Genomic DNA, 17,570 nt, shown 5'->3' with positions numbered 1-17,570 from the left:
CTATGCGCCGAGGCGCGCGAGGGGCGTGCGGGGCGCGGGCCGGGCCAGGCCCGCCGAGGGGAGAAAACAAGTGAACGTGGGGCCGATATCGGGGGCGTCGGTTGACGCGCGGAGGCGCGGCGGCAGGAAGCTCGCCGCGCTGGCACTCGGGGTGATGCTGGCGGTCACCGCGTGCGGCGGCGGGGGGACCGGCTCGGGCTCCGGCCCGGACGACGGCAAGGCCGAGGACTCCACCGCGGCACAGAGCAAGCAGTCCGAGGCGGTCATAGGCATAGCGCCCAAGGACGGTGCCGAGTCCGTGAAGACCAGCGGCGCGCTCAAGGTCGACGCGACCAAGGGCAAGCTGACCGAGGTCGTCGTCAAGGACCCGGACGGCGAGAGGGTCGACGGGGAGATATCCGGCGACGGCGCCCACTGGACGCCGTCGACCCATCTGGCCGCCTCCACCAAGTACACCGTGCACGCGGTCGCCAAGGACTCCGCCGGCCGCACCGCCGCCGAGGACTCCGGTTTCACCACGCTGACCCCGAAGAACACCTTCGTCGGCACCTTCACCCCGGAGGACGGCTCCAAGGTCGGCGTCGGAATGCCGTTCTCGCTCCGCTTCACCCGGGGCATCACCCACCCCGAGGACGTCGAGAAGGCCATCCGCATCACGACGGAGCCGGCCGTCGAGGTCGAGGGGCACTGGTTCGGCAACGACCGCCTCGACTTCCGCCCCGAGAAGTACTGGAAGGCCGGCACCAAGGTCACCGTCGACCTCGACCTCGACGGCGTCGAGGGCCGTCCCGGCGTCTACGGCGAGCAGACCAAGACCGTCTCCTTCACCATCGGCCGCAGCCAGGTCTCCGTCGTCGACGCCAAGAAGCTCACCATGAAGGTCGAGCGGGACGGCAAGGTCGTCAAGACGATCCCGGTCACCACCGGCGCCCCCGGCACCGAGACGTGGAACGGCCACATGGTCATCAGCGAGCGGCTCGCGGTCACCCGGATGAACGGCGAGACGGTCGGGTTCGGCGGCGAGTACGACATCAAGGACGTCCCGCACGCCATGCGCCTGAGTACGTCGGGCACCTTCATCCACGGCAACTACTGGGGCGGCGGCGCCTTCGGCAACTACAACGCCAGCCATGGCTGCATCGGCCTGCGCGACACCCGCGGCGGCTGGGACAAGACGGCACCGGGCTCCTGGTTCTTCGCGAACTCCATGATCGGCGACGTGGTCGTCGTGAAGAACTCCAACGACGCCACCATCGCCCCGGACAACGGCCTCAACGGCTGGAACATGTCCTGGGAGAAGTGGAAGAAGTAACCGCACGACCCTCCGCGCGACCCGCGGGGGACGTTCCCTCCGTGCGACGTGCGACGTGCGGCATGCGGCGTACAACGGCCCCGGTGTGAGGTACGGCACCGGGGCCGTCGGCGTTGGTCGCCGTACTGTGTCCGGCCGGGGGCGACCCCAGGCTCCCGGCCGGGTGTGATCGACGGCACCGGTCCGGTTGCCGTTAGTCGCCGTTAACCTGCTGCCATGACCGTACATCTCGAAGTTGCCGAGGGCGTCGGCACGCTGCGCCTGGACCGCCCTCCCATGAACGCGCTGGACGTCGCCACGCAGGACCGGCTGAAGGAACTCGCCGAGGAGATCACGCGCCGCGAGGACGTGCGCGCCGTGGTGATCTTCGGCGGTGAGAAGGTGTTCGCGGCGGGCGCGGACATCAAGGAGATGCAGGCCATGGACCACACCGCGATGGTCCTGCGCGCCCGCGCCCTGCAGGACTCCTTCACGGCGGTGGCCCGCATCCCCAAACCGGTGGTGGCGGCGGTGACCGGTTACGCGCTCGGCGGCGGCTGCGAGCTCGCGCTCTGCGCGGACTTCCGCATCGCCGGGGAGAACGCCAAGCTGGGCCAGCCCGAGATCCTGCTCGGTCTGATCCCGGGGGCCGGCGGCACCCAGCGCCTGGCCCGTCTCATCGGCCCGTCCAGGGCGAAGGGCCTCATCTTCACGGGCCGTCAGGTGAAGGCCGACGAGGCGCTGGCGCTGGGCCTGGTGGACCGTGTGGTGCCCGCCGCCGAGGTCTACGAGCAGGCGCACGCATGGGCCGCGAAGCTCGCCAAGGGTCCTGCGATCGCTCTGCGCGCGGCCAAGGAGGCGGTCGACACCGGTCTGGAGACCGACATCGACACCGGCCTCGCCGTCGAGCGCAACTGGTTCGCGGGCCTGTTCGCCACCGAGGACCGCGAGCGGGGGATGCGCAGCTTCGTGGAGGACGGCCCCGGCAAGGCGAAGTTCCTCTGAACCTCCCTCCGAAGGCTTGCAATTGACGCGATGTCTGATCCGGGTCCCTCGATGGGGCGGTTTATGGGAGCCTTAACGCACCCTTAAGCCTGCCGTGTCGAGGGAGCCTGTCGATTGCCGCGCAGCGAACCGTTTCCGCAGGCCGTACGGGTCACCGGCACCCCCGAAGCGTCAGGGGCATATGCCATTGGACTGCCCCGTGGTGGGGGCGTGCGAGGGGCGCATTCCGGCGGAACGGCCCCGGACGTTCCGCCGGACGTCCATGATGGGGGCATGGCGGGGCTGGATGGCAGGGAACAGCCGCGGGGAGACGGACGTGCGACCGCGTCGCGCTGGTCGCCGACGGTCGAGGACGAACACGCGCAGAAGGCGCTGGAGTTGTTCGGCGATCCGTCACAGGCCGAGGTGCCCCTGCCGTCCCGTCCGGAGTCCGCGGCCATCGCCCGCCGACTCACCCAGGTCGTGATCCTGCGCCACTGGGGCCTCGGGGCGGCGACCACCGAGGACGCCGTCCTCCTCGTCTCCGAGCTCGTCGGTAACGCGGTGCGCCACACCGGGGCCCGCGTCTTCGGCCTCCGGCTGCGCCGCCGCCCCCGCTGGATCCGGGTAGAAGTCCGCGACCCGTCCCGCGGCCTGCCCTGCCTCATGCCGGTCCAGGAACTGGACATCAGCGGCCGCGGCCTCTTCCTCGTCGACACCCTCGCCGACCGCTGGGGCGTCGACCTCCTGCCCCGGGGCAAGACGACCTGGTTCGACATGCGCATCACCGACCGCTGAGCCTGTCACGCCTCGGGTCTCACCCCACCGGAAGGCACAGGCTCGAGGCCATGACCGGAGACGGCACCGAACCGCTCACCATCGGAGCGCCCGCCCGCGCGGCCGGCGCCCCGGCCCCTCAGGCGCCGTCCGCCCACTCCTTCAGGGCGGCGCGGTCGGGGAAGGCTGCGAGGTTGATGTCCACGGGATCGTCGGTGTACTGGTGGAAGCGCCACTTCGCCTTGATGCGGGGCTTGCCCGCCGTGACGTAGTCGGCTATCCACAGCCCGTCGCCCGTGTAGGACGTCGTGTCGACGTTCAGCCAGAAGTCCCGGTTGCAGTACAGGATCACCCGGTGGTCCGGGCGCAGCTCCTTGACCTTCCGGAGGAACCTGTCCTTCTCCGCGTTGCTCGCGCGGGTGCCCTCGCCGGTCGTCTCCCAGTCGACGGCGAGGATGTCGCCCTGCCGCTCGGGGGCCTTGGAGACAAAGTACTCCGCCTGCGCCGTCAGGGCGCCCGGCCACAGGAAGTGGTAGAAGCCGACGACCAGCCCGGCCTCGCGGGCCCGCTCCGTCTGGGCGGACAGCTTGGGGTTGACGTACGAACTGCCCTCCGTCGCCTTGACGAAGGCGAAGGACAGCCCGTCCGTGTCGTAGGACGAGGACTGGTGCGAACTCACATCGACGCCGCGCAACATGAGATCTCCCTGAAGTGCTGGTGGGGGAAGGGGAATCGGAGGAGTCGGACGGATCATTCCTCTTGTGAGATCACTGCCCCACCGTGACACGGGACGCCCGCGAACGTAGTGCACACATCAACTTCTCACCGTTGTGGGGGAACGGCGGTCCGGCCTCGCACGCCACACCGGTTCCCGGAGCACCTCCGATGTCTTCTGTCCGTCATGTGCTGGTTGCCTGGCGCGAGTGAACTACCCGAAGAACGAGGTGGATTGGCGCACGTCGATGCCCGGGGCGCGGTGGCTCCGGGTGTTGAGCAGAACCTGTCGGGGGTGTGGTCCGGTGGGAGTCTCGGTGGGTCATGGGGCCGCGAACGAACTCGCCTTTCGCGTACGGGGACCGCTCGAGGTGAGCGACGCCGAGGGCCCGGTCGACGTCGGCCCTCCGCAGCGCCGCCTGCTCCTGCTGCGGCTGTCACACCCGCGCCCACCACCGTCACCGCGGCCGACCCGTACGCCCTGACCGGTGGTCCCCCTACTTCCCCACCGAGATGCTGCGCCTGCCCCCCGACCCGCGCACCGCCCCCGGCTCACCCGTCGCACCAGCCGTGGGTCTTGCCGAACTGCAGCAGCCCGCGGCGAGCCTGGAGGATCTGCTCGCCGGTCAGCGTCGGCGCGGCGGACAGCAGGACCTCCGTGACCTCCTGGAGGTACTCCTCGGCGGTGAGCACGTCACACAGCGGGTCCTCGCCGTCCGGATGCCTGCCCGCCCCGGCGGAGGGCGCCGGGCCGGCCCCCTGGGCCAGTCGCACGCCCGAGGCCTTCAGCCCCCGGTCGCCCTCCTCGATCTCGAACTCCACGGTGACCCCGGGACGCAGCTGATGCTCCGGAATCCGCACGTCGTTGACGTGGAGGAAGACGTCCTCCCCGCCGTGCTCCGGAGCGATGAACCCGTAACCCCGTACGGCGTCGAACCGCACCACACGACCAGCAACCATGTTCACCAATCCCCGACAGGACACCGGACCCCATGCCCGGACCAGAACCCGACCAGCCAGAACAACATACGCCGTCCGCGACGCCCCGTCCTCAACCTGTGTGCCGTCTCCTTGTGCGGACACGGCCATGCGGTGAGCCGCATGCTCGACGCCCGATGACCTGGTTCACGGCCGTGTGCGGTCGCCGCGCCGCCGGGGCCCTGCGGGCGTTCGCCGGCGTGGCCGGCAACGTCAGCCGTCATCCGGCCACGGCCGCCGGGCACGTCGGAAAGAGCCTGGTGGTCACGACGGAGTACCCGGGCCTCGACGCCTCGTGGCCGAGTTGCTGGTGATCACCCCGCTCCAACTGACGCGCCCTCGGACATCCGATCGGGCAACGGAGGGAGCCGCCCCGTAATGACCGGAGCGACCGCTGCGGTCGTCGGGCCGCCCAAGCCCTGTCGGACCATGATCGCGGGTCGTGCCGCGCCTGGACGCGGAGCGAACGCGGGCGGCCCGGGGGCGCCTCCCGCGCCCTCGAGGCGGCGGGGGAGCGCCCGGTGCCGTCGGAGCAGGCGGCCGAGCGTGAGTCCCGGCAACAGGACTCACCCCCGCCCGGTCTTGGGAACGGTGAACCGGCAACGCCGGCGTGACCGCCGGGCCGGGAACGCGATGAGTGCGGTGTGCCCCTCTGGGAGCTATCCTTAGTCCAGCACTTAGTCCACCCGGTGGCCGTATCGTGAGGCAGGCATGGAAGCAGCCCGTCAGTACAACGTCCATGAAGCCAAGACCCACTTTTCGCGGATCCTGGAGCAGGTCGCGACCGGTGAGGAGATCGTGATCAGTAAGGCCGGGGAGCCGGTGGCCAAGGTGGTACCGCTGCGCCCCAAGGTGAAGCGGACCGGCCGGGGCTCGCTCCGGGGGCGGATCCACATCCCCGACGACTTCGATGAACTGCCCGACGACATCGCCGACGCCTTCGGGATGCGCTGATGCGACTGCTGCTCGACACCCATGTGGTCCTGTGGTGGCTGGACGACTCCGCTGAGCTGTCCGGTGAGATCAAGGACCTGCTCGATACCGAGCCCGCGGTGTACGTCAGCGCCGTATCGCCGTGGGAGATCGCCATCAAACAGTCCCTCGGAAAACTGGCAGGCCCGGAAGACCTGGCCGAACGGGTACGCGACAGCCAGTTCACCGGCCTGCCCGTCACCGCTGGGCACGGGGTGCGGGCAGGCCGGCTTCCGGCGCATCACCGGGACCCCTTCGACCGGATACTGGTCGCTCAAGCGCAGACCGAAGGGATGACCCTGATGACGAGGGACAAGTGGATCCCGCAGTACGACGTGCAGGTCATGCCCGTGTGAGGGACGGCCCGCTTCCTTTCGTGCTGCTCGTCGGCGGCGCGTCCGCCGCCTGCCACCAACCAGTCGGCGACACCGTACGCGCGGGAGCCCGGCTGTACCGGCGTGCCGACTTCGACCGGGCCCGGCCTGCGTATCACCGCGGACGCCGGAAGTGGGATCAGGGGCTCGATGCGGCACATCCTGGCGGCGGCCGACGGTCAGGACGGGTGGAACGGTGACCGAGGAGACCACGGCTCCCGGGCCGGATGCCCATGCCGTGGGACCTCCGGGGACTTCCGGGGACTTCCGGGGACTTCCGCCAAGCTGACAGGGAATCCCCCGACAGCGCTGAAGGACGCGAGCGCGCAGGTCGCGCCCCGTCCCCTCAGCACTCGATGATGTTCACCGCCAGCCCGCCCCGCGCCGTCTCCTTGTACTTGACGGACATGTCGGCGCCCTGTCGCACTATGCCCTTGACCTGCATGTTCGAGGGTAGCCGAGTGGCCCTGCGTGCCAGCAGGGACTTCTCAGGGACTTTCGGCCGGGAGGGGTCCCGTAGCCAGGCGTCCATCGCGGCGAGCCCTCGCTGCCCCGCACCGGGCATGAAGTGAGCGTAGTGGTCGAGCGTGACCTTCGGTGTCGAGTGCCCGAGCCACTTGGACAGGCTGACGACCGACTCGCCGGCCTCCAGCTGCACGCTCGCGTAAGTGTGGCGGAGGACGTGGAACATGTCCTCGCGTGGGGCCGCATAGCGCGGGACCCGGCGGATTCGGTCGCCGTCGTGCCGCACCTTCTCGCCCACGGGCTCGATCAGCCCGGCGGCGGCGAGCGCACGCTTCCAGCTGCGGTCGTTCCAGGTGCGGTAGTAGATGCGGTTGCCGTGCGACGAGGTGAGGACCAGGTCGACCGTGATCGGCTTCCGCTGGCGCTCCTCGAGCGCGGTGGTCGGGGCCTCCGGGTTCCGCCAGGGCAACGTGCAGGAAGTCGACGGGAACCGGCGGAAGTGAGCTCGGGCCCGGAGTGCGAGATTGGCCGGCAGGGGGACCTCGCGTGTCTTGCGCCCCTTGGGGAGCGAGAAGTAGGGGCGCCCCTTGATGTCCCACCTGAGCTGGCGGCGGACGTGGACGACTCCAGCCGCGAAGTCGAAGTCCTCTTCGGCGAGACCGAATGCCTCGCCTTGGCGCAGCCCGAGGCCGATGCCTAGATCGACCGCGATCTGGTAGCGGTCTTGCAACTTCGCGCGGACGGCGTCGACGACCTCACGTGACCACGCCTTGGCCTTGCTGTCGATCGCTCGTGGGGGCTTGACGCTGTTCTTCACCTTCATCGGGTTGCGCAGCAGACGCTGGTCGTCGACGGCACTGCCGAGGATCGAGGACAGGTGCCCCCAGATCACCTCTGCCGTCGACTCCTCGACCCTCGTGAGCAGTCCTGCCTTGAAGGTCCGTAGAGCGGAGGCGTCGATCTCACGCAGAGCGTAGTCGCCCACCAACGGGATGATGTGGTTCCAGATGCGGCTGCGCATCGGGTCCGCCGTCGAGGGCTCGTCGGAGCGGCCCGCCCACCAGTGCTCGACGATGTAGTCGGCGAGAAGGATCTCCCCCTTGCGGGGGTCGACGAACTCGCCACGGCTGGAGTCCGTCTTGGCGCTGGCGAGCCACTGCTTCGCGTCCTCGCTCGTGTGGAACGACCGGTCCTGGATGCCGGGAATCCCCTTCACCCGGTAGCGCTTCCCGGTGCCGTAGATCGCGGTCCGCTCCCGCTTCCCGGTCAGCTTGTCGGGGCGCTTCTTAAGCCATCGGTCTTCTATATAACCCGCCATGACGGGGCCCTCCAGTGGTGCGTGATCATGAGCTGGTCGGTGCTAACGCGATCTGCGGCACGATCCAATCCCCGTGCGGAGAACTTCTTCTCGGGGGAGGACGGCCGCGTAAGCCACCGCGCTACTTCACGGCCTTCGAGCGCCGTTGCGGCTTCTGGTTCAGCGGGTCAAGGGCGCGGTTGGAGCGGGAGTCCGCTCGCTCCTGATCGCAGACCCAGTCGTCGAGCGCCGTGATCCGGTACATCACGCGCCGTCCCATGCGGAAGCTGGGAGGCCCCTGTCGGCGGTGTCGCCAGACGTACAACGTGTTGGGTGAGATACCGAGGTACTCGGCAGCCCTGGGGAGGCTCAAGAAGGTGGTCCGGGATGCTCCGCGCGGCTCCGGCATGGGTCGACTCCTGTCGTGTGGGGCGATGACAGGACGAGATTGCGGAGAAAGGGCGAGTTGGACGAACCGGATTCTTGAGATAGGAGGCGTCAGTCGCGGTCCGCAGCGCCAGCACGTATCCGAGGATTGACGGGCTACGAGCTACTGGCCCTACCGGCTGTGATCGATTCCGGCATCTCGGACAGAGCGCTGATGATCGGATGGTCCACTGGCTATGCACTTGCCAAGCAGGGTGAGTGCCCGGCAGGTGCTGCGCTTCGGCAACACCTGCCGGATGGTCGCGGCCGACCTGCTGGGCCATCACAGTGATGTCGAAGCGGCGCTTTTTCGCGGTCGTCGAGCTGTCACCACGGAGAGTTGAGGAAGGAGCTGAGAACCGGTAGCCCTCCCACGCCGGTTCGGGAGACATCAAGCCGGCAGGCCCGGAGCGTAGCGTGCACGACGCTGCCCCTCGACTTGGGCTGCCCCTAGGAATCTCGACAGGGCCCGTGCTGGACGAAAGCCCGACCACTGAGTCAAGATCGGGTTGAGGGAGACGGAAAATTTGAACGAGAAGACTTTCACCGAGATGGCGAGCCGGTTCCTGCGCGCGTCCCTGGACTCGTGGCGACAAGAGAACCACGCCTTCGCTGTCCTACACGCTGGTGTCGGATGCGAACACATCCTCAAAGCATTGCTATGCCGTCACAACCCCCTGTTGATTGCCGAGAAGGGCGATCAGTCCTTCCGTTTCCATTCCCTTGGGCATGGGGATGCGAATGGCGTCAAGCCTCTCTCTGAGGCAAGGACTATCGGCATCCTCGAAGCCTTCAAGACTGCAGCCGTCTTCATGCACGGCCGTATGCCAGTGGATGAACGGACTTTTCGACCGTTCGCAGACTCCCGCAACGGCGTCGCGCACTCTGCCTACTTCGATGAAATGGCCGTCAGGAAGGTCGTCGAAACAGGTGTCCAGGTCGTCGAGTCTGTGCGTGCCGAGCTGGGCCTGGACCCGGCAGACTTCTGGGGCGAATACGCGAGCGTCTTTGCAGATCTGAGCCAGGTTGCCTCAATGCCCGCCCCCTCAGGACCGGCCAAACGGCCCCTGCTGGAATCCTTCGCCCAACAACTTGCGCTCGCCGCGCGCGAGCGTGCCCGCTCTGCGATCTCGGTAGCCCTGAGTACAGGCATTGAGGCCGCTTCCTGGGACGAGGCCACAATGTCCAGGGAGCTCGAAGGAGACATCACCCGCAGTGCGCTGGACGCTGCACTGGTCACCGCGCTACGGATCGAGGGAACCCAAGCCGGACAAGCCGCCGAGAGGCTGCTCGTAGAGTACGGAGTGCTCCCGCTCCCTGCGCCGCTGGCCTCCCACGACGAGCCCGGCGTCATGCAGCGGTCCCATACCGCTGTAACGGTCAAGGTCATGATCGCTTCAGGTGTAATCGCGGGACTCGTCGACGTGCAGAATCGCAACCGAGATATTCCCCTGGTTGACGTGGTGATCTACCTCGACCAAAGAGGCTGCCTGATCAGCAGCCGGGCAAGCGGTGACCATGTGTGGTGGCGTGAGTGCCCGGCCTGCGGTTACGGCGGCAACGTGTACGGGAGCCTCAGCCCCGTACCCTGCCGCTGCAATGAGTGGGAGCTGTCGTGTATCCACCCCGGCGGGGTTGTCGACGTTGGAACGGTCGAGTCCTTCTCCTGCCCCTTCTGCGGCCTCTCCCTGAGCAACCGCGAGGAAGTCGCCATTGCGGGCATCGAATCGCGTACTGAAGCCCCGGAAGAAGACCGGTGAGCAAGCGAGCCGGCTCAACCACGAAAAGATCCAGCAGGTCAGTCCGTTGACCCAAAGCAAGAACGAGAGCGCACGACGGAGCTCCACAGAAGTTGGACCAGAACCTCTCATGGGCGAAACCAACCCGCCTACCAGTGTCGAACATCTGGGTAGGGTCGTGGTACCCGAGCTGGAGAGGTAGCCGCATGGACCACGAGATCGTGATCGCGCAGACGACCAGTGACGACGAGGAGCAGGCGAAGTCCCTCGCCAGAGGCGCTGTTGAGAGCAAGCTGGCGGCGGGCGTTCACATCGATGCGCCTATCACGGCCTTCTACTGGTGGAAGGGGAAGGTCGAAGCGGCTCAGGAGTGGCGAATCTCGTACATGACGTCGTCGGACCGCCTCCCAGCGTTGGAAGCGTGGGTACACGAGAAGCACCCGTATGACGTCCCCCAGTGGGTCACGCTGCCTGTGACCGGAGGGTCAGAGGCATACCTGGCCTGGGTGGTCGACGAGACGCACCCGCAGTAGGACACGCCGCCCAGCGCCTCGCCCTTGGCGAGCGTGCACGGTGCGGCGGTTCACGAGGACGCGAACGTCAGCAGGTGGCTGGCCAGGTCGTGCTCCGTGTCAGGGAGCCCGGCAGCGATGGCCTGCGCCCGCTGACGTCCCATGGTGTTGGGCTTGGACTCCGCTGCCGCTGCGAACTGGTGCGCGACGTAGGCCCCGCGGTCCACGTCGCCGCCGCGCAGAAGTGCCGACGCCAGGTCCCCGAGGACGACCACTCCGGAGTCGGGCAGTTCCCCACCGAGGCGTTCGACCGCGGAGTCGGCTGTGGCCGTCAGCTCCTGACGCTTGAGTTCGCCGTACACCGAGAGCGTTAAGGAGTCCATCCGGTACGGCGTCACGAAACGGACCCACGCCTGCTCACTCGTATGGTCGGCGAAGTCGTAAGCGAACTTCGCCTGTTCCAGGGCTCGGAGAGCGCCGGCGTCATCCCCTGACTGAGCGGCTTCCTCCGCGTACCGGCCCAGGGCCCACGCTGCAGCGGTTGCGTTGCCGCGCCCGCGCACGTCCTGAGCTGCCTGTGACAGCATCTCCAGCGCCTTCGTAGGGTTCGGGGCGCCGTAGCTCGCGTAGCCCAGCGCCAGGGCGCGCAGAGGGGGGTGCCCGGCCTTCTTTGCGCACTCCGAGGTCACTCCGTAATAGACGGCGGCCTTGTCGTGCTCTCCAAGATCCCAGGCAACCCACCCGGCAAGAGCTGCGGTTTCTCCCGCCGCGATGGTCAGCGCTCGCTCATGGGTGCCGGCGCGGGGAAGGGCTGCGGTGATCGCGTCCAGGTGCGACTCGACCCGAGCCTGCAGGCTGCGTGCGCTTTCGCTCAGCTCGTCCACATGCAGCCGGGCCGCATGATCAATGAGAACGCCCGCCGAGACAGGGTCGATCTTGGAGCCCCTGCTGAGTGCATGGGCGAGCCGGCCCCACGGCTCAGCAGCCGTAGCCGCGCCGACGACGGCGCCTCCCAGTAACGTTCGGCGCTTCACGTCGTCCAGGTCCTCCCCTTCGGCCTTGTTTCTCTCTCGCCGCCTGGCGCGGGCGGCTTTCGCCTCGCGCAGCAGCGGCTCCAGCGGGACGCCGCAGGCCAAAGCGATGTTCCCCAGTGTGTGGTCCGTGGGGACGTTGGCGCCCTTTTCGTACCGACCGACCTCTCGGCGGGTCATCGTTGCCCGGCCGGAAGCGGCGTTGATCGCATGTGCCTGCTCGTCCTGCGTTCGCTCCGCGTTCAGCCGCAGGTGACGGAGCAGCTCGGCAAACGGATCCACTGCCATGAGTCTGACCTCTATCGGTGGGAGAAATCCAATCCTCTCCCCAACTCCCCCCTGATTTTTCCCCCTTGACAAAGATTTCCCCCCTCCGGTTTCCCCTGTTCCGGATCACGAAGCCACGGTGCGATGGGCACATGACCACGCACCGGACAGCAACGCCAACCCGACCGGGGGGTGATGGCGGCGGCACCAGCGTCGCCGGCACCGCACCTGCTGAGTGTCCGCTGACCTCTCGCGTCTTCGAGATGGTCATGGAGCCGGCGGGTGTACACGTCTCTCAGGCGCGACGAACCACGGTCACCGTGCTGAGGCAGTGGTCGTTGCCGGACGCTCTGGCAGAAGACGCCCGACTCGTCGTCTCGGAGTTGGTGTCCAACGCGATCACCCACGGCTCTGGGGACGTCCGCCTGCGACTGCGGCACGACAACCACGAGCTTCGGATCTGGGTCACCGACGAGAGCACCGCGCCGGCCAGGCGACGACGTGCTGGTGCCAGTGATCTCGGTGGTCGAGGGCTGTACCTCGTCGCCTGCTTGTCGCTTCGGTGGGGCGTCGCGGACAGCGGCCGAACTACCTACGCGGTCATCCCCACTCTTACGGAGGCACCCCCATGTCGCCGCACGACGCAGTCAAGCTCGGACCCGACGTGCTGAGCCCTGTTGCCCTCGGCCGGGGTCGTGAGAAGCAGACGGCCGGCGGGTCGGCGGCTGCCGGCAAGGACCGTCCGAGGTGGCCCCGCACACCACTCCCCGCGAAGCGCCAGTACCGGGCTGGCCAACTCCGTGCGTTCCGCCAGCACTTCTTCCGGCAGGTCGTCGACAGGCAGGATCTCAGGAAGGATGATCAGCCGCTGCGCGTGCTGGCGTACAGCCTGGTACCGAGTCCGGGGGCCCACCCCGACGAGGACTGGGGCACGCTACAGGCTGAGGCCGAGCAGCAGGGTTACGCGATCGGCGCTCGGCTCCACGATGTCGCCGTCCCAGTGACCACGACGTACTTCCCCGCTTCCCGTGCGAGCCGGGGCGTCTACACGCCCCCGTGGCAGCGCCCGGGTTGGCGGGAAGCCGAGCGGCAGCTCCGTGACGGCTTGGCGGAGGGCGTGATCGTCCTCGACCGGCACAACATCAGCTCCGATGATGACGAGTACCACGTCGCGATCAGGCGCCTGGGTGAGCACTGCCGGGCGTTTCTCCACCTCGTGATCTCCGAGGAGCCCATCGCGCCGACTTGAAGGCGTCCACTTCGCTGGATGGACAGGAACGGCTGGGGCTGGAGGCAGATCAGCGCCCAGGTCCTCCTCATCACCACCGTGAGCGCCGCGCTCGCCATCACCTTCAGATACTTCTGACCGAGGGCTGACCATGACTTTCGAGGGACACCGATCGGGCGCCGCGCCTTCTGCCGCACCGCGAGCAGGGCGAAGCGCTCCTTGCTATTCGGGAGGCCGCCCCGAAGGCGCCCAGCGAAGAGGGACTCGACCTCTTCGCCGTGCCCGCCGGCGAGGTGCAGGGGGGTGGCTTCGCCCTCGCTCGCTTCCACCGGCTCTCCCGGCTGCCGGCCGCGCCGCGCGGAGCGGCCTCGTCTTCGACTGACGGGCCGCCGGACGCAGCCTGGCCGCCCTCAAGCGAGCGCGACGGCGTACGCCGCTGCCCCGAAGCCGTCGCCCCTGCCCCTCGCCGGTCGCCCTGCACCACCACATCTACCCGCGAGCAAAGGTCGCAAATGAACCGTCCCGTTCTCGCTCTGGCCGCCACTATCGCTCTCGCGTCCGCGGTACACACCGCCCAGCGGTACCTGCAGCACCGCCAGTCCCTGGAGCTGGCGGCGCATCAGACCCACGGCCGCATGCTCGAAGTCGTGACGACTCAACCGGACTTGGATCCGATACGGGTGCGCAACCATCCCGATCACGTCAAGGACGACGAATCGGGTCCTCTTCTGATGTGTCAGTGGTGGCTCGAGTTCTGGCGTACCGGCCTCAACCTCGGTGTGTTCACCCCCGCCGTGTTGCGGCAGAACGCGAAGAACTTCATGCAGGACCCGACAGCCCTCAAGGCGTGGGCGCTGTCCCGCCGCGGGCGTGCTCTGCAGTCCCGAGGCCGGCGTGACCGCATGCACGTGGCGTTGCTCGACGCGGCGTTCGAGGAGGCCGGCGGCCCGGCCCAGTAGCCCGAGTTGGAACTCGAACCGGCCTCGGCCCTCTGAGGCGCGACGGCCACCCCTGACGAGAGGATGATCATGACCGTTCCCGCTCACGAATCGCCACCGGCTCCGGCCGCGCCGAGCGACCACAGGTCGCGCGCTCTTCTCCTCGACCTCGACGGCGTCCTGCTCGACACACGTCCGGTGATGCGGAAGGCGTGGCGGAGGGTCCAAGAGATCCATGGCGTCGCGCTCCCGTTCCACGACTACGAGCGCCATTTGGGCCGCGAGTTCGGCGACATCATGCACCGACTGGGTGTGACCGACGCCGAGGCAGTCCGCCGGACGTACGAGGCGGAGTCCGGGGCCACCGCGCACCTCGCGCAGGAGTTCACCGGCATCGTCGAGACGCTCCACGCCTTCGTGGCCGCCGACTGGCGGCTGGGCGTGGTGACGTCCAAGCACGTCGACCGCGCGGCCCCGCTCCTCGCGCGCCTCGGGTGTCCCTTCGCAACCATACGCACGCCCGCGGGAGCGGGCCGGACGAAGCCGGCCCCGGATCCGCTCCTCCTGGCCCTGGTCGATCTGGGAGTCGACCCCGCCGCCGCCGTCTACGTGGGGGACATGGCGGTCGACCAGGAGTCCGCCGCCCGCGCCGGGGTCGCCTATGTGCACGCTGGATGGGGCTACGGGCAGCCGACGGCTCCCGCCCCCGAGACGGCCGCTTCGCCCAGGGAACTGCTGCGCCTTCTCCTCCCCGCCAAGCAGCTCGTCGAGGGGAGCAAGGTGTGAGTCCCCGCACGACTGGTGGCCTGGGCCTGGTCCGTTCCTCCTACGCCGGGAAGCCGACATGGGCTCTCGTCGGAAGCGGCGCCCTGGCGCACGCGCGAACCGACCACGTCCACACCGCGGAACTGGAAGCAACGGCGGTCGACAAGCAGGTACTGCGCGCCGGTGTTGAAGACGTCATGGCCGCCCTCGACCGCTACAGCGCCTCGCTGGCCTCCACCCCGGGCGGAGCCGGCTGGCTCCACGTTCAGCAGGTTCCCGTGCGGCGCTTCGTCGCCGAGATCGTGCGCAAGCTCTTGTCCCTGAACGCATGGGCGCCGTTCGCTTCGGCCCCAGGGCCCCTGTCCCTGGCCCCACACGAGGGACTCGTGGGACTGCGTTCGAGCAGCTCGCGTGAGTACCTGGCCTACACCGTGACCTGGTCCGGCGTCGCGTACCTGCTCGGGGCTGCGGCACCGCACAACCCGACCCGCTCCGCCCAGCTCCGCAACCGCGCCCGGACAGGTACGGCGAACACGGAGTCGAGTCCACTCTCCTCGGACCTCGGACGACAAGACGTTCTGGCGCTGTCGTGGACCTCCCGCCACGCTGCCACGCTGACCCCGGTTCTCGCCGAACTGGAGCGCGGCGGGCAGAAGAGTCTCCTGCTCGATCTCGCCACCGATCCCACGGAGCGGTGCAGCGCGGGATCGGTCACGGGCATCGAGTTGCGCTCGGCTCCGAGCGACCTCTTCACCCGCTCCGGCACCGCCGAGGGCCTCCACCGGCCCGACGACGAGCACGTCGTCCAGGTAGGGGGCCACGGTATTCAACTTGCGCGGCTTGTAAGGCTCTTGTCCGTGTTAGTCGAGACCAACGGGGGCTGCACCCAGCCGTCGTGGCGGACCCTGGTGCGAGCGGAGAGCTGGCTCGACGACCTGCTGTCGACCACCAGGCCGCACACCGTCCTCCTGAGTAACGACACCAGTCCCCTGGGCGTGCTGGCCGCTCACGCCGCCGAGCGACATGGCGCGAACTCGGTACACGTCCAGCACGGAGCGTGGACGGCGGATTCTGCTGCCTGGCCGGCCCTGCACAGCCGCGACATCATCGTCATGGGCGACCGGGACCTCGCTCTGGGCCGAGCGTGGGCGCGCCACCCCGACGCCGAGGTGCACGTACTCGGGCAGCCCCGTTTCGACGTACTCGTCGGCCTGGGCCGCCAGGCACAGCGGCGGTACCTGGAGAAGCTGCTGGCTCGGGGGGACCGCCGCGCGCCCGCCCGAATCGCGGTGTGGGCCTGCCAGCCCTTCAGCCCCGATCACCTCAAGTCCCACGCGGACCTCCTCCTGGACGGGCTCGCCAAGGCGGACGGCGACTGGGGGCTCGTCATCGCTCCACACCCGGCGCAGGGAGCCGACGCCTTCGCCGCTCTGCTGAAGCGGGACGGCGGACCGCCCGTCGCGGTGGCCGATCCCCGGGTCGGAGCACGAGGCTGCCTCGCAGGCGCTGACGCCCTGGCGAGCGCGTACTCGACATGCGGTATCGAAGCCGCGCTGCTCGGCGTCCCTGTCCTCGAAATCGGCCCGCCGGGCGAACGCACGCTGGACCTGGCCGGTCACGGACTGGCGACCCGGTGCGACGGCACCGGTGACGTCGCCGAAGCGCTCTCCGGCGTGCGCGAGGCACGTACGCCGATCCCGCAGGCGGCCCTCGACGCGGTGTGCCGGTGGCGCGGCGACAGCGCCGCTCGGATCGCCCGGCTCATCACCGACCGTGCCGCCTCCGGCCCGAGGGCCGGCGAATCCACCCACCACAACCCGGGGGCCACTGCGTCGCCCGAGGACGAAGGAGCATCCGTCCGATGACACACCTCATGGCCGACAGCATGGCCGAGCTGTTCTCCGGCGCCGTCACGCTGGCCAGATCCGGCAAGAGGATCAGCCCCCGGGGCATGGCCACCCACGAAGTCCGCGACGTGCACCTGCTGCTCACCCAGCCGCGTGCCCGCCTGCTCTACGCCCCGCCCGCCCGCATCGTGAATCCGGCCTTCGCCGTCGCCGAGACGGTCTGGCACCTGTCCGGATCCGACGCCCCGTGGATCTTCGACTACAACAACCGGCTGCGGCAGTTCGCCGACGACGGCGTCCTCCTGGGGGCGTACGGCCCGAGGATGCGGAACTGGGCCGGCAAGCTCGACCAACTCGCCCGCGTCGTGGAGATCCTCCAGGCCGACCCCGACTCCCGGCGAGCTCTCATCCAGCTCTACGACCCGGCCCAGGACGCCGCCGGGCACAAGGACGTGCCCTGCACCCTCGGGTTCCGGTTCCATCTGCGCGCCGGCCGCCTGCACATGGCGACCATGATGCGCGGCCAGGACGTATGGATCGGCATGCCGTACGACGTGTTCTTCTACACCGTGCTGCACGAGCTGGTCGCCGGATGGCTCGACGCGGAACTCGGCGAGTTCCACCTGCACATCGGCTCGCTGCACATCTACGACCAGCACATCGAGCAGGCCGACGCGCTGACCTCGCTCTCGGCGAGCGAGATCATGCCCGACCTGCGAACGCCCTGGACAGGATTCTCCGGCCTGCTCGACCAGGTCGAGGCCCGCGACGTGACCGGCCACCCCGGCTGGGACGCGATGGCCGAGACGCTGCGCAGCTACCGGCTGTGGAAGGACGGCAAGCACGAGCAGGCATGGCGGGCGGCCGACACGATCGACGGGCCCCTTGGCCAGGCCCTCACCGCCTGGTACGGAGAGCTGGAGCGTCGCTCGGCCAAGCGCGCCGCGACGGCCGGGGCAAGGTGA

Annotated in this window: 19 protein-coding genes; 14 read left to right on the top strand and 5 right to left on the bottom strand. The window is 68.8% G+C overall.

Going from position 1 to position 17,570, the window contains the following annotated elements:
• The first annotated feature begins 70 nt into the window (after positions 1-70).
• The 3 genes from ACFP2V_RS05655 to ACFP2V_RS05645 all read left to right on the top strand — a co-directional run bounded on the left by ACFP2V_RS05655 (position 71) and on the right by ACFP2V_RS05645 (position 3,073).
• Positions 71-1,312, top strand: a complete 1,242-nt coding sequence (locus ACFP2V_RS05655) for a L,D-transpeptidase (protein ID WP_381206342.1) — start codon at positions 71-73, stop codon at positions 1,310-1,312.
• Positions 1,313-1,528: 216 nt separating this feature from the next.
• Positions 1,529-2,296 (top strand): enoyl-CoA hydratase/isomerase family protein, encoded by a 768-nt coding sequence (locus ACFP2V_RS05650; RefSeq protein WP_381206339.1) that lies wholly within the window; start codon positions 1,529-1,531, stop codon positions 2,294-2,296.
• Positions 2,297-2,569: 273 nt separating this feature from the next.
• Positions 2,570-3,073, top strand: a complete 504-nt coding sequence (locus ACFP2V_RS05645) for an ATP-binding protein (RefSeq protein ID WP_381206337.1) — start codon at positions 2,570-2,572, stop codon at positions 3,071-3,073.
• Positions 3,074-3,191: 118 nt separating this feature from the next.
• Here the strand turns inward: ACFP2V_RS05645 and ACFP2V_RS05640 are convergent, their stop codons facing one another.
• Together ACFP2V_RS05640 and ACFP2V_RS05635 are read right to left on the bottom strand one after the other, a co-directional pair.
• On the bottom strand, positions 3,192-3,749 hold the full coding sequence (locus tag ACFP2V_RS05640; RefSeq protein ID WP_381206334.1) for a glycoside hydrolase family 25 protein: 558 nt from the start codon (positions 3,747-3,749) through the stop codon (positions 3,192-3,194).
• Between the two features lie 569 nt (positions 3,750-4,318).
• Positions 4,319-4,726 (bottom strand): cold-shock protein, encoded by a 408-nt coding sequence (locus ACFP2V_RS05635; protein ID WP_381206331.1) that lies wholly within the window; start codon positions 4,724-4,726, stop codon positions 4,319-4,321.
• Between the two features lie 155 nt (positions 4,727-4,881).
• Here ACFP2V_RS05635 and ACFP2V_RS05630 point away from each other — a divergent pair, with 155 nt between their 5' ends.
• From ACFP2V_RS05630 to ACFP2V_RS05620, 3 genes are all read left to right on the top strand, one after another.
• Positions 4,882-5,058: a hypothetical protein gene (locus ACFP2V_RS05630; protein WP_381206328.1), complete on the top strand. Its 177-nt coding sequence runs from the start codon at positions 4,882-4,884 to the stop codon at positions 5,056-5,058.
• Between the two features lie 397 nt (positions 5,059-5,455).
• Positions 5,456-5,698: a type II toxin-antitoxin system Phd/YefM family antitoxin gene (locus ACFP2V_RS05625; protein ID WP_055606765.1), complete on the top strand. Its 243-nt coding sequence runs from the start codon at positions 5,456-5,458 to the stop codon at positions 5,696-5,698.
• A complete protein-coding gene (locus ACFP2V_RS05620) occupies positions 5,698-6,072 on the top strand; it encodes a type II toxin-antitoxin system VapC family toxin (protein ID WP_381206324.1) in 375 nt (124 codons plus the stop codon). Before ACFP2V_RS05625 ends, ACFP2V_RS05620 begins: the two co-directional genes overlap by 1 nt.
• 364 nt (positions 6,073-6,436) lie before the next feature.
• On the opposite strand, the gene ACFP2V_RS05615 is transcribed toward ACFP2V_RS05620, so the two are convergent.
• Complete coding sequence (locus ACFP2V_RS05615) at positions 6,437-7,873, bottom strand: tyrosine-type recombinase/integrase (RefSeq protein ID WP_381206321.1); 1,437 nt, start codon at positions 7,871-7,873, stop codon at positions 6,437-6,439.
• Between the two features lie 121 nt (positions 7,874-7,994).
• Positions 7,995-8,261 carry a helix-turn-helix transcriptional regulator gene (locus ACFP2V_RS05610; RefSeq protein ID WP_381206318.1) on the bottom strand — a complete coding sequence of 89 codons (267 nt, stop codon included), beginning with the start codon at positions 8,259-8,261 and terminating at the stop codon, positions 7,995-7,997.
• Between the two features lie 544 nt (positions 8,262-8,805).
• Here ACFP2V_RS05610 and ACFP2V_RS05605 point away from each other — a divergent pair.
• Both ACFP2V_RS05605 and cutA read left to right on the top strand, forming a co-directional pair.
• The gene (locus ACFP2V_RS05605; RefSeq protein WP_381206315.1) at positions 8,806-10,038 is read left to right on the top strand and encodes a hypothetical protein; all 1,233 of its coding nucleotides are present in this window, start codon (positions 8,806-8,808) and stop codon (positions 10,036-10,038) included.
• A 185-nt stretch (positions 10,039-10,223) separates the two neighbouring features.
• A complete protein-coding gene (gene cutA, locus ACFP2V_RS05600; protein ID WP_381206312.1) occupies positions 10,224-10,550 on the top strand; it encodes a divalent-cation tolerance protein CutA in 327 nt (108 codons plus the stop codon).
• Between the two features lie 50 nt (positions 10,551-10,600).
• Here cutA and ACFP2V_RS05595 read toward each other — a convergent pair whose 3' ends face one another.
• Positions 10,601-11,848 (bottom strand): helix-turn-helix domain-containing protein, encoded by a 1,248-nt coding sequence (locus ACFP2V_RS05595; protein WP_381206309.1) that lies wholly within the window; start codon positions 11,846-11,848, stop codon positions 10,601-10,603.
• A 131-nt stretch (positions 11,849-11,979) separates the two neighbouring features.
• Here ACFP2V_RS05595 and ACFP2V_RS05590 point away from each other — a divergent pair, with 131 nt between their 5' ends.
• The 6 genes from ACFP2V_RS05590 to ACFP2V_RS05565 all read left to right on the top strand — a co-directional run bounded on the left by ACFP2V_RS05590 (position 11,980) and on the right by ACFP2V_RS05565 (position 17,570).
• Positions 11,980-12,498 (top strand): ATP-binding protein, encoded by a 519-nt coding sequence (locus ACFP2V_RS05590; RefSeq protein WP_381206306.1) that lies wholly within the window; start codon positions 11,980-11,982, stop codon positions 12,496-12,498.
• Entirely contained in the window at positions 12,456-13,076 is a 621-nt protein-coding gene (locus ACFP2V_RS05585; RefSeq protein ID WP_381206301.1) for a hypothetical protein, read from the top strand. Before ACFP2V_RS05590 ends, ACFP2V_RS05585 begins: the two co-directional genes overlap by 43 nt.
• A gap of 491 nt (positions 13,077-13,567) precedes the next feature.
• Entirely contained in the window at positions 13,568-14,014 is a 447-nt protein-coding gene (locus tag ACFP2V_RS05580) for a DUF6082 family protein (RefSeq protein WP_381206297.1), read from the top strand.
• Positions 14,015-14,083: 69 nt separating this feature from the next.
• On the top strand, positions 14,084-14,779 hold the full coding sequence (locus ACFP2V_RS05575; protein WP_381206294.1) for an HAD family hydrolase: 696 nt from the start codon (positions 14,084-14,086) through the stop codon (positions 14,777-14,779).
• Positions 14,776-16,623 carry a hypothetical protein gene (locus ACFP2V_RS05570; RefSeq protein WP_381206291.1) on the top strand — a complete coding sequence of 616 codons (1,848 nt, stop codon included), beginning with the start codon at positions 14,776-14,778 and terminating at the stop codon, positions 16,621-16,623. Before ACFP2V_RS05575 ends, ACFP2V_RS05570 begins: the two co-directional genes overlap by 4 nt.
• Entirely contained in the window at positions 16,620-17,570 is a 951-nt protein-coding gene (locus ACFP2V_RS05565; protein ID WP_381206287.1) for a thymidylate synthase, read from the top strand. The genes ACFP2V_RS05570 and ACFP2V_RS05565 overlap by 4 nt, the downstream gene beginning before the upstream one ends.

Origin of the sequence: Streptomyces incanus (genome assembly GCF_042656345.1) — a bacterium.
GTDB lineage: Bacteria > Actinomycetota > Actinomycetes > Streptomycetales > Streptomycetaceae > Streptomyces > Streptomyces incanus.
Note: the sequence above shows the minus strand (reverse complement) of the source record. Positions and strands in the feature narration are given on the sequence as shown.

Excerpts from the sequence above, each read along its gene's own strand:
- ACFP2V_RS05650 (WP_381206339.1), top strand. The coding sequence starts at position 1,529 with ATGACCGTACATCTCGAAGTTGCCGAGGGCGTCGGCACGCTGCGCCTG.
- ACFP2V_RS05645 (WP_381206337.1), top strand. The coding sequence starts at position 2,570 with ATGGCGGGGCTGGATGGCAGGGAACAGCCGCGGGGAGACGGACGTGCG.
- ACFP2V_RS05640 (WP_381206334.1), bottom strand. The coding sequence starts at position 3,749 with ATGTTGCGCGGCGTCGATGTGAGTTCGCACCAGTCCTCGTCCTACGAC.
- ACFP2V_RS05635 (WP_381206331.1), bottom strand. The coding sequence starts at position 4,726 with ATGGTTGCTGGTCGTGTGGTGCGGTTCGACGCCGTACGGGGTTACGGG.
- ACFP2V_RS05630 (WP_381206328.1), top strand. The coding sequence starts at position 4,882 with ATGACCTGGTTCACGGCCGTGTGCGGTCGCCGCGCCGCCGGGGCCCTG.
- ACFP2V_RS05625 (WP_055606765.1), top strand. The coding sequence starts at position 5,456 with ATGGAAGCAGCCCGTCAGTACAACGTCCATGAAGCCAAGACCCACTTT.
- ACFP2V_RS05620 (WP_381206324.1), top strand. The coding sequence starts at position 5,698 with ATGCGACTGCTGCTCGACACCCATGTGGTCCTGTGGTGGCTGGACGAC.
- ACFP2V_RS05615 (WP_381206321.1), bottom strand. The coding sequence starts at position 7,873 with ATGGCGGGTTATATAGAAGACCGATGGCTTAAGAAGCGCCCCGACAAG.
- ACFP2V_RS05610 (WP_381206318.1), bottom strand. The coding sequence starts at position 8,261 with ATGCCGGAGCCGCGCGGAGCATCCCGGACCACCTTCTTGAGCCTCCCC.
- cutA (WP_381206312.1), top strand. The coding sequence starts at position 10,224 with ATGGACCACGAGATCGTGATCGCGCAGACGACCAGTGACGACGAGGAG.
- ACFP2V_RS05595 (WP_381206309.1), bottom strand. The coding sequence starts at position 11,848 with ATGGCAGTGGATCCGTTTGCCGAGCTGCTCCGTCACCTGCGGCTGAAC.
- ACFP2V_RS05590 (WP_381206306.1), top strand. The coding sequence starts at position 11,980 with ATGACCACGCACCGGACAGCAACGCCAACCCGACCGGGGGGTGATGGC.
- ACFP2V_RS05585 (WP_381206301.1), top strand. The coding sequence starts at position 12,456 with ATGTCGCCGCACGACGCAGTCAAGCTCGGACCCGACGTGCTGAGCCCT.
- ACFP2V_RS05580 (WP_381206297.1), top strand. The coding sequence starts at position 13,568 with ATGAACCGTCCCGTTCTCGCTCTGGCCGCCACTATCGCTCTCGCGTCC.
- ACFP2V_RS05575 (WP_381206294.1), top strand. The coding sequence starts at position 14,084 with ATGACCGTTCCCGCTCACGAATCGCCACCGGCTCCGGCCGCGCCGAGC.
- ACFP2V_RS05565 (WP_381206287.1), top strand. The coding sequence starts at position 16,620 with ATGACACACCTCATGGCCGACAGCATGGCCGAGCTGTTCTCCGGCGCC.